8 protein-coding genes are annotated in these 9,653 nt (G+C 65.0%); 5 read left to right on the top strand and 3 right to left on the bottom strand.

The window, feature by feature from the left end:
* Window positions 1-351 precede the first annotated feature (351 nt).
* Entirely contained in the window at window positions 352-1,053 is a 702-nt protein-coding gene (locus RN01_RS30975; protein ID WP_017513282.1) for a CerR family C-terminal domain-containing protein, read from the bottom strand.
* Between the two features lie 107 nt (window positions 1,054-1,160).
* Here RN01_RS30975 and RN01_RS30970 point away from each other — a divergent pair, with 107 nt between their 5' ends.
* From RN01_RS30970 to RN01_RS30945, 5 genes are all read left to right on the top strand, one after another.
* A complete protein-coding gene (locus RN01_RS30970) occupies window positions 1,161-2,306 on the top strand; it encodes an HlyD family secretion protein (RefSeq protein ID WP_017513281.1) in 1,146 nt (381 codons plus the stop codon).
* Complete coding sequence (locus RN01_RS30965; protein WP_017513280.1) at window positions 2,299-3,873, top strand: DHA2 family efflux MFS transporter permease subunit; 1,575 nt, start codon at window positions 2,299-2,301, stop codon at window positions 3,871-3,873. The genes RN01_RS30970 and RN01_RS30965 overlap by 8 nt, the downstream gene beginning before the upstream one ends.
* Window positions 3,874-3,875: 2 nt before the next feature.
* Window positions 3,876-5,333, top strand: coding sequence for an efflux transporter outer membrane subunit (locus tag RN01_RS30960; protein WP_017513279.1), 1,458 nt, complete (start codon window positions 3,876-3,878; stop codon window positions 5,331-5,333).
* 303 nt (window positions 5,334-5,636) lie between these two features.
* Window positions 5,637-6,464: a mechanosensitive ion channel family protein gene (locus RN01_RS30950; protein ID WP_024570203.1), complete on the top strand. Its 828-nt coding sequence runs from the start codon at window positions 5,637-5,639 to the stop codon at window positions 6,462-6,464.
* Between the two features lie 21 nt (window positions 6,465-6,485).
* The gene (locus RN01_RS30945; protein ID WP_017513276.1) at window positions 6,486-8,090 is read left to right on the top strand and encodes a phospholipase D family protein; all 1,605 of its coding nucleotides are present in this window, start codon (window positions 6,486-6,488) and stop codon (window positions 8,088-8,090) included.
* 20 nt (window positions 8,091-8,110) lie between these two features.
* On the opposite strand, the gene RN01_RS30940 is transcribed toward RN01_RS30945, so the two are convergent.
* Both RN01_RS30940 and RN01_RS30935 read right to left on the bottom strand, forming a co-directional pair.
* The gene (locus RN01_RS30940) at window positions 8,111-8,497 is read right to left on the bottom strand and encodes a hypothetical protein (RefSeq protein WP_017513275.1); all 387 of its coding nucleotides are present in this window, start codon (window positions 8,495-8,497) and stop codon (window positions 8,111-8,113) included.
* Window positions 8,498-8,547: 50 nt separating this feature from the next.
* On the bottom strand, window positions 8,548-9,549 hold the full coding sequence (locus RN01_RS30935; RefSeq protein WP_024570204.1) for a LysR substrate-binding domain-containing protein: 1,002 nt from the start codon (window positions 9,547-9,549) through the stop codon (window positions 8,548-8,550).
* Window positions 9,550-9,653: the final 104 nt, after the last annotated feature.

The raw sequence follows: 9,653 nt of genomic DNA, 5'->3' as shown, positions 1-9,653 counted from the left end.
CTCAGGGGTCTTGGTTTGGGCGCTGCTGCTATCTACTGCTAGATAGGTAACCAGGGCTAAAAAAAAGACCGCCTCCCGGTACTGACAAACGACTTGGTATTGCGTGGATCGGCTTGGTGCTGCGGACTGCTTTGCTGCATCGCGTCGTCCATGAGCCAAATATTATCTACTACTAGATAGATAAGCAAGGGCTTTCTTCGAAGCACAATCATATTTCTGCTAAAGATGGTGAGTGACTACGGGGTAACCGAAGTCGGTGATGACGCCCAAATAACTGATTTAAAACAACAAACGGCACCAAGCTATCGCCCGGCGCGACATGATTAGAGTCTTTGCTCTAGTTATGCCAGCTCACCTGTCGCGTTGCGCGACCAGGCCCTCGAGCAGGGTCCGTGTCTGGTCGTGCATCACATCCTGCACGCGTTGCGTCTCAGCTTCCCCATAGCCCTGCCAGTTCAGCGCCTTGAGAATATGGCGCCGCATCACCTTGAACGATGCCACCTGGCTGTCGATGGCGATGGTGCGGATACGTGTGGATTCCGCCGTGGCCGGCTGCCCGGTCAGGCGCCCAACGATATGCGTGGTCAGCGAGAACAGCCGGTGGTTGATGCCGGCATCGAAGCGGTCGAATGCCGCCGGGGGGCCGAGTCCCGCACGTTCACGCGCCATGAACTGACGCCAGTGCTCGGTGCCGGGGCCCTCATATAGAAAGGCCATGAAGCGCGCCTGCAGCGCCAGGTAGGCGTCGATCAGTTCTGCGTCACTGGCGTCTTCCCGGGCCACCACGGCTTCCGCCCGGCCCACAACTTCCTCCAGCAGCGACCACACCCGCTCGACGAAGTAGTCGATGCATGCCAGGTAGACCCCTTCCTTGTTATCGAAGTAGTACTGGAGTGCCGGGGCGTTCACCCCGGCTTCGCGCGCGATGTCGCGGGTGGAAGCGCCGTCAAAGCCATGTGTGCCGAACAGCCGCAGCGCCGCATCGATGATACGGGCACGAGTCTCTTCGCCACGCTGGTAACCGCCTTCGGCCGCAGGCCTGTGTCGCGCCATGTCGGAAGTCCTTGTCGCTGAATTCAGACAGAAATATACCAGTTGACAGATTTTTACCAAGTGGAATAATTGCTGGGCCATTCCGACTTCGAAGTCCCCGCGTCCCCATGTCCGCCATCCATTCCGCCGCAACGGCGTCGCCAGCCGGCGTCGCGCCAGAATCCGCCGTTCCCGACCGCACTTCGCGCCGCAAGCAGATCCTGCTCGGCGCGGGTTTGCTGCTTCTCGCGCTTGCCCTGGCGTACGGTGTGCGCTGGTGGATCTATGGCCGCTTCATCGAAAGCACCGATGACGCCTATATCCAGGCCGACAGCGTGACGGTGGCACCCAAGGTCAACGGCTACGTGGCCGAGGTCTACGTGCGTGACAACCAGCAGATCCAGGCGGGTCAGGAACTGGTGCGGCTCGACAATCGTCAGTACCAGGCAGCCTATGACGAGTCGCAGGCGACCGTGGCTTCGCGGCAGGCCGACGTGACGCGCGCGGAAGCCGATCTCGCGCAGCAGCAGGCGAGGATCGCGCAGGCTGCCGCGGAAGTGGATGGCGCGCGAGCCAATTCGCGCTATGCGGCATCGCAGGTGGAACGCTATGCGCCGCTGGTGAAATCGGGCGCCGAAACGGAAGAGCGCACTGCCGAGCTGCGCAATGCGCAGACCCGCGCATCCACCACGCTGGCTGCCAACGAGGCTGCCTTGCGGGTGGAACAAAGCCAGACGGTGACGCTGAAGGCGCGGCTCGAGCAGGCGCATGCGCAGCTCGACGTGGCCCAGGCTAGCGCGCGTCAGGCAAAGCTCAACCTCGATGACACCGTGGTGCGATCCACCACGGCCGGGCGTGTTGCCGACAAGGGGGTGCGCGTCGGCCAGTTCGCCCAGCCCGGCATGCGTCTGTTGACCGTGGTGCCGGTACAGGACCTCTATCTGACCGCCAATTTCAAGGAAACGCAGGTGGGCCGTATGCGCCCCGGCCAGCCGGTGACGCTCCACGTCGACGCACTACCCGGTGAGGAACTGCATGGTGTGGTCGATAGCCTGTCGCCCGGTACCGGCTCGCAGTTTGCCCTGCTGCCCGCGCAGAACGCCACGGGCAACTTCACCAAGATCGTCCAGCGCGTGCCGGTGCGGATTCATGTGGACGTGCCGACGGAAGCGCGCGCGATCCTGGTGCCGGGCCTGTCGGTAGTCGTGGACATCGATACGCGCGAGCTCCATCCCGCCAGGACCCAGGCCGACATCAAGGCCACCCATGGCTGAAGCGGCGGCAATCGCGCGGGAGCCGAACGCTTCCGCGGCCGACTGGATTGCCGTGGCCGCCGGTTCCCTCGGGGCGCTCCTGGCCACGCTTGATATCTCCATCACGAACTCGGCGTTGCCGCAGATCCAGGGCCAGATCGGGGCGGCCGGTACCGAGGGTACCTGGATCTCCACCGGCTACCTGATGGCCGAGATCGTGATCATTCCGCTCACGGCATGGCTGACGCGCGTGTTCGGGCTGCGCCGCTTTCTGATGTGGAACGCGCTGCTGTTCACGGCGTTCTCGATGATGTGCGGCATGTCGCATAGCCTGACCCAAATGGTGGTCGGCCGTATTGGCCAGGGGATTGCCGGTGGCGCGATGATCCCGACCGCACAGACCATCGTGCGGACGCGGCTGCCCCGGCACCAGATGCCGATCGGGATGTCGATGTTCGGCCTGATCGTGTTGCTCGGGCCCCTGCTCGGCCCGGTGGTGGGCGGGTGGCTGGCCGAGAACGTCAACTGGCGCTGGTGCTTCTTCCTCAATCTGCCGATCACGGCGGTGCTGGTACCTCTGCTGTACTTCGGCCTGAAATCCGAGCGCGCGGATTTCAACGCCTTCTTCAAGGCCGACTGGCTCGGCATCGTTGGCCTTGCGGTGGGTCTCAGCTCCCTGACCGTGGTGCTCGAGGAAGGCCAGCGCGAGCAATGGTTCGAGTCGCACTTGATTGTCTATCTGTCGCTGCTGACGGCAGGTGGGCTGGCACTGATACTTGTCGGGCAGCTCACGGCGAAGCAGCCAATCGTGCGTCTGCGCCTGCTGCTGAACAAGAACTACGCCAGCGTGATCCTGATCGTGACCACGGTGGGCGCCGGGGTGTACGGCGTGTCCTACCTGCTGCCGCAGTTCCTGGCGACGATCGCCGGCTACAACGCCGAGCAGGCGGGCGGCATCATGCTGCTGTCGGGCCTGCCCGCGTTTCTGCTGATGCCCGTGCTGCCGCGTATGCTCGGCAAGTTCGACAGCCGCTGGCTGGTCATCTCGGGGCTGGTGTGCTTCTTCGCCAGTTGCATGCTCGATATCGGCCTGACCGTCGACAGCGTTGGCCATGACTTCTACGCATCGCAGATCCTGCGGGGCTTCGGCCAGATCCTGGCGATGATGCCGCTGAATCAGGCATCGATGGCCGCCGTGGCCACGCACGAGGCGGGCGATGCCGCGGGCCTGTACAACATGGCGCGCAACCTTGGCGGCTCGATTGGCCTCGCGCTGCTCGGCACGCTGATCGACCGGCGCAATGCCTATCACGACTCGGTGATCCGCGAATCGGTGACCGCTAATAGCGCGATCGGTCAGGAGCACATGACGTCGAGCATCGCGAGCTTCATGGCCCAGGGCGGCGACTATGCTCATGCCCAGTTGCAGGCGATTGCCCAGCTGAGTGGCCAGATTGCCCGCCAGGCGGCTGTGATGACGTTCTCCGAAACCTTCTTCGCGCTTGGCGTGGCACTGCTGCTCTGTGTGCCGCTGGCCCTGCTGCTGAAACCGCCCCGTCCGGGCGCACCCATTTCCACCGGTCACTGATCATGTCTGTTTCCTTTCGTGCCACCTTGCTGACGCTTGCGGCGGCGATGTTTGCCGCGGGCTGCACCGTTGGCCCCGACTATCGCGGCGCGCCGCAGGTGGCTGGCAACGCGATCGACACCGGGAAATTTCCCCGCGCCGGGGAAGGCACCGACAGCCAGACGCCACGTGTAGCCGACTGGTGGCACGCGCTGGGCGACACGCAACTCGATGGACTGATCGAATCGGCGTTGAAGCAAAGCCCCGATATCCGCGTGGCGCGCGCGCGCGTGCGACAGGCACGTGCCGGACTGGCCGGAAACAAGGCCAACCTGTTCCCGACGGTTGCCGTCGATGCGGCCACGTTGCGCACGCGCTCGCCGAACCTGTCGGCGCTGTCGGGCCAGGGCTCGTCGAATGCCGGGCGCGGGCCGTTGTCGCTCTATATCGCAGCCTTCGACGCAAGCTGGGAGATCGACCTGTTCGGTGGCACGCGTCGTTCGATCGAAGCCGCGTCGGCCGAAGCCGACGCCGCCGATGCGCAACTGGCCGATGCCCACGTGCAGTTGGCCGCCGAAGTGGCACAGGCCTACATCACGCTGCGCGAGCAACAGGAAAGCCTTGCGCACCTGGCGTCGTCCGAGCAACTCGAAGCGGAGATGTTCGAGCTGACGCAGCAGCGTCGCGCACGCGGCGTGGCATCGCAGCTTGAGGTGGAGAGGCTGATGACGCAGCTCGACAACACGCGCGCGCAGATGTCGCCGGTGCAAGCCAGCATCGCCGAATCGCTGGACCAGCTTGCGATGCTGACCGGTGGCTCGCCGGGGACGCTCGACGCGGAGCTATCGGCGCCGAAGCCGTTGCCCGGCGTGCCGGAAACCGTCGCCGTTGGCGATCCGGCCGCGCTGCTGAAATCACGTCCCGATATCCGTGCCGCCGAACGGCGTCTGGCATCGAGCACGGCGCAGATCGGCGTGCGCAAGGCGGACTGGTTTCCGAAGCTGTCGCTGCTCGGCTCGCTGGGCTTCGCGGCGACGGACCCCAGTCACCTCGCGCGCAAGGAAAATGGCACGTGGATGACGCTGCCGCGCCTGCAATGGAACATCCTCGATTTCGGCCGTGTGGCCGCAGGAGTCGAGGGCGCCGAGGGCGGGCGCGACGAAGCGGAGGCCAGCTACGAGAGCGTGGTGCTGAAGGCACTGCGCGATGCCGATGTCGCGTTGTCGCGCTACGGCCATCAGCGTGAGCACGTGGTTGTGTTGCGTCGCGTGGAAGCATCCGCGGAGCGCGCCTCGACGCTGCAGCAGCAGCGCTACCGCGCCGGCACGGCAAGCATGCTCGAATGGCTCGATGTCGAACGCACGCGAGTGGTGGCCCAACAGAGCCGCATCTCGGGCGATGCGGATCTCCTCAAGGATTTCGTCTCGCTGCAGAAGTCGCTGGGCCTCGGCTGGCAATCTTCCGCGGCGCCAGCCTCCTGACCCGGCGCGCTTACTGCGGCGCGTTTACCAGCGGCGGGTGGACTTCAACATCATCTCGATCCCTGTGAATGGCACCGCGCTGCGGTGGCAGGCGCGGGCGATTCTGCCCCCGTTCGACGATTCAGTTTTGATGTTCTGCATCGCGCCTCGGGGTAGCGGGACGGGCCCGGCACACGAAACCGGATGGAATACGCTGGTGCAGGGCGGTGCCGTGTGACTAGAATTCCCCAGGACAGGCGCGCCCTGCCACCGCTTTGTGCGTGACAGGCGACTTGGGGCGGCGCGAACCCGGGACGAATGACCATGCATTTCAACGCCAACGACAGCATCGTGATCAACGTGGTCACCAGCCTGTTCGTGGTCCTCGTGGGCACGATGGTGGTCAAGCTGATCAACCGCTTTTTCTCGGCTCGCCTGCAGGCCGACAATCGCGGCAGCTATCGCGCCTGGACCGTGGCATCGCGGAACTTCGTCGCGGCGGTGACCTTCCTGCTACTGCTTGGCATCTGGGTATCCGAACTGAAAAGCGTGGCGATCTCGCTGGCCGCGTTTGCCGCGGCGCTGCTGTTGGTCGGCAAGGAACTGGTGATGTGCTTCCTGGGCGCGTTCATGCGCATGGTGACGCGACCGTTCCAGTTGGGGGACCTGGTGGAAATCGGGCCGTTCGGCGGCGAGGTCATCGATATGGATGTGATGTCGACCACGCTGGTGGAGGTAGCCCCGGCGCGCCATTACACAGGCTTCACCGTGCAGGTGCCCAACAGCATGTTGCTGACCACGGCGGTGCGCAACCATTCCCAGGCCGGTGCCTACACGCTCGATACCGTGCGCATTCCGCTGGAAGTGGGTGTGAACCCCGAGGATGTGGAGGCGCGCCTGATCAAGGTGGCGCGGCAGGCTTGCGAGGACTTCATGGAAGAAGCTGGCCGGACGCTGCGGCGCTATGGCGACATGCGGTTCGTCGACCTGTCGCAGTTCGAGCCGCGCGTGCTGTTCGAGCCGGTGGACGTGGACCGCTTCGACGCGATCGTGCGGTTTCCGGCCCCGGTCAGCGCCAGACTGCCGGTAGCGCAGCAGATCGTGCGTGGCTACTATCGCGAGCCGGTGCGGAAGAACGTAGCGCAGCAGTGAACCAACCACCTGGGGGCCGCCATGGCGCAGGCGTTGCAACAACGGAGTGCGAGCGTTGGCCCCCGATTCCTGCTGGCCTGTCTGTCGGCCTGCATCCTGGTGCTGGCAGGGTGCGCCAGTTTGCCAGCGCATCCTGACCGCACGCCGAGCTACGCGTCGACCGATACCAGCGATACGTTGCTGGCCAGTTCCCTGGCACCACGGCTGGCGCGGAATCCGGGTCAATCGATCTTCTATCCGCTGGGTTCGGGGCCCGATGCGCTGGCGGTCCGCATGGCGTTGGCGCGCGCGGCGCGCAAGACGCTCGATCTCCAGTACTACTTATTTGATGCGGATACCACGGGCAGCGCCCTGCTTGGCGAGTTGATCGATGCCGCCGACCGTGGCGTGCGAGTGCGTCTGCTGATCGACGACCTGCATTCCACCAATCAGGACAAGCTCTGGGCGGCGCTCGACGCCCATCCGAACATCGAGACCCGGTTGTTCAACCCGTTTGCCAACCGCTCCGCGCGCTGGGCCGAGATGATGGTCGATTTCGGCCGCCTGGACCGGCGCATGCACAACAAGCTGATGGTGGCGGACAACCTCGTGGGCGTGGTCGGTGGCCGCAATATCGGAGACGCGTATTTCTCGGCCCGACCCGACGTCGATTTCAGCGACCTGGATGTGATGGTCGCCGGTCCCGTCGTGCAGGCCGCCAGCAAGGTGTTCGACCAGTACTGGAACAGCGAGAGCGCGTATCCGGTGGCCGCGCTGGTGCCCGAGGGCAAGGAGGCCCCTGAGGAACTGCGACGCTTTCGCAAGGAAGTCGAGGCAAAGGGAGACGTGGCTCGTGCCAGTCCCTTCGTGCAGGAGCTGCTGGACTCGGGGCTGGCGCGCGGCATCGAAGTGGGTCATCTGCCGGGCCACGTCGGCAGCGCGCGCGTGATTGCCGACTCGCCTGACAAGATCGAGAACGATCCCGACGATCCGTCGACCCACGCAATTCCCCGCCTGCGGGCGCTGATGGAGGCGGCGCAGACCGAACTGGTGCTGATCTCGCCGTACTTTGTACCGGACGACGACACCGAGAAATGGTTGGCCGCCATCGCCAAACGCGGCGTCAAGGTGCGGGTGCTGACCAACTCGTTTGCGGCCACGGATGTTTCCGCAGTCCATGCGGGCTACGCGCCACGCCGTCTGGCGCTGCTCCACGCCGGCATCGAACTGTACGAACTCAAGCCCACTGCCAGTACCGGATTGACGCAAGATCGTGGCAGACACGCTCGCACCTTCGCATCGAGCCGCGCAACCCTCCATGCCAAGGCCTATGTCGTCGACCGGCGGTTCCTGTTCGTGGGCTCCCCGAACCTGGACCCGCGATCGAGCCGGCTCAATACCGAGATGGGGGTCGTGCTCGACAGCCCCACGCTGGCTGCCTGGTTCGTGTCCGACGTGGACAAGCGGCTGCCCGAGATCGCGTGGCGCATTGGGGTGCGTACCGATGCAGCGGGTCAGGAAGGCCTGACGTGGACAACGATGGAGCAGGGCAAGGAAGTCACCACCGACAAGGAGCCCGGCATGAGCGTGTGGCAGCACATCGGCATCGACTTTCTGGGACTCCTGCCGCTGGAGGATGAGCTGTAGCCGAGGGGATCCGTGGTGTGTCAGGCGGTGGCGTCGGGGGACTGGAGCAGTTGCAGCAGATGCTCCTGAAGCTTCGAAAGCTCCGGCGCGATACCGCCCGGAAAGCCCTGCCGGTCGCCACGCTTGTCGATCAGCAGGTCGGCGAGGAATGCTGATACAGCGGCCGGGGCGGCTAGCCTGGCCAACTGATTGGCAATGCGCGGATAGGTGTGGAACAGTTCTAGCGGCCGGACTTCACGCGGCAACTGGGCGAGCCATCTGAGTGCTTCGGATGTCAGCGCCTGTTCCGTGGCATCCGAGGGCTGGCGCATCTCGGTCCAGTCGGTCCGCGCGGCAGGCGGCATATTCCCATCGAGTACCTTCTTGGCTTCCTCGACAGTCACGAACTCGAACGAAAGGGGGTCCATGGTGGCTCCACATCAACACGCTGGACGCCATTCGGCGACCGACGACCATCTTATCGGATCAGACGCCCGTTTCTTGACGGCGGGTTTGCTTGCCCCACCAAAGTAGGGCTCGGGTGTGCGGGGGATGACGGGCTGGCGTCACCAGTGGCGGCTATGCCGGCGGCTTCACTCCGGATCCATTCCGCCACGCGCCGGACGTCCTCGCGCGGTTGCTCACTGGCGTGAATCAGCCAGAAGGCGTTGGGGCTGGGCATGGCCGCACCACCCGTCGCAGCAACCACCAGTTGGCCGCCGTCGATCCACGACTGGATCAGTTCGAGGCGGCCAAGCGCCACGCCTTGCCCGGCTAGCGCTGCATGGATCACCTGGTCGTACTGGTTGAAGCGCAGGATGCCGCGGCGGCTGGCCTGGCGGTAGCCTTGCGCACCGAGCCAGTTGCGCCAGTGCAGCCATGGGCGTGGATCATCGAACTCGATCAACGGCAGTTCCGCCAGCGCCTCGGGCGTCGTCACGAGGTGGGCGCCCATCGAGGGGTTCGCCACCGGGGCGATGGTCTCGTCGAACAGATGGACGGCAAGGGGCGGCGCCGCCGATGCCGGGCAATAGCGGATCGCCAGATCGATGCCATCGGCACGCAGATCGCTGATCTGGTTGTTGGCGGACAGGCGCACGTCCAGGCCTGGGTACTGGCGCTGCAGCGAGCCCAGCCGCGGCAACAGCCAGAGGCCCGCCACGCCAATGCTGGCCGTTACCGTCACGGGTTGCCGGCCATCGCGCTTGCGAAGCTCCGCCGCCACGTTTTGCAGTTGCAGCAAGGCGCCGTCGGCGCTGCGGAACAGCCGCTCGCCCTCTGGCGTGAACGCGACACCCCGGTGCCGCCGGATAAACAGCCGGACCTGAAGCTGCTCTTCGAGCGCCCGGACCTGGCGGCTGACGGCCGACTGGGTCAGGCAGAGGTCCTCGGCGGCTTGCGTGATGCTCATGCGCCGGCCCACGGCGACAAAGCCCTTGAGCAGGTCGAGGGAGAACAACCGGGCGAGCGGTTCGGACATGACGGGAGCGTATGGCGGTGGCAGGGGCGAATGGCCCCATTACAGCATGGCTCGCCATCTCTTGCCATGCGTGCGGCGCATGGCAAAACGCCCGAAATGTCGGT

The sequence above is a fragment of the Cupriavidus sp. SHE genome (assembly GCF_000812445.1).
Classification (GTDB): Bacteria; Pseudomonadota; Gammaproteobacteria; order Burkholderiales; family Burkholderiaceae; genus Cupriavidus; species Cupriavidus metallidurans.
This window is presented reverse-complemented; position numbering and strand designations above follow the sequence as displayed.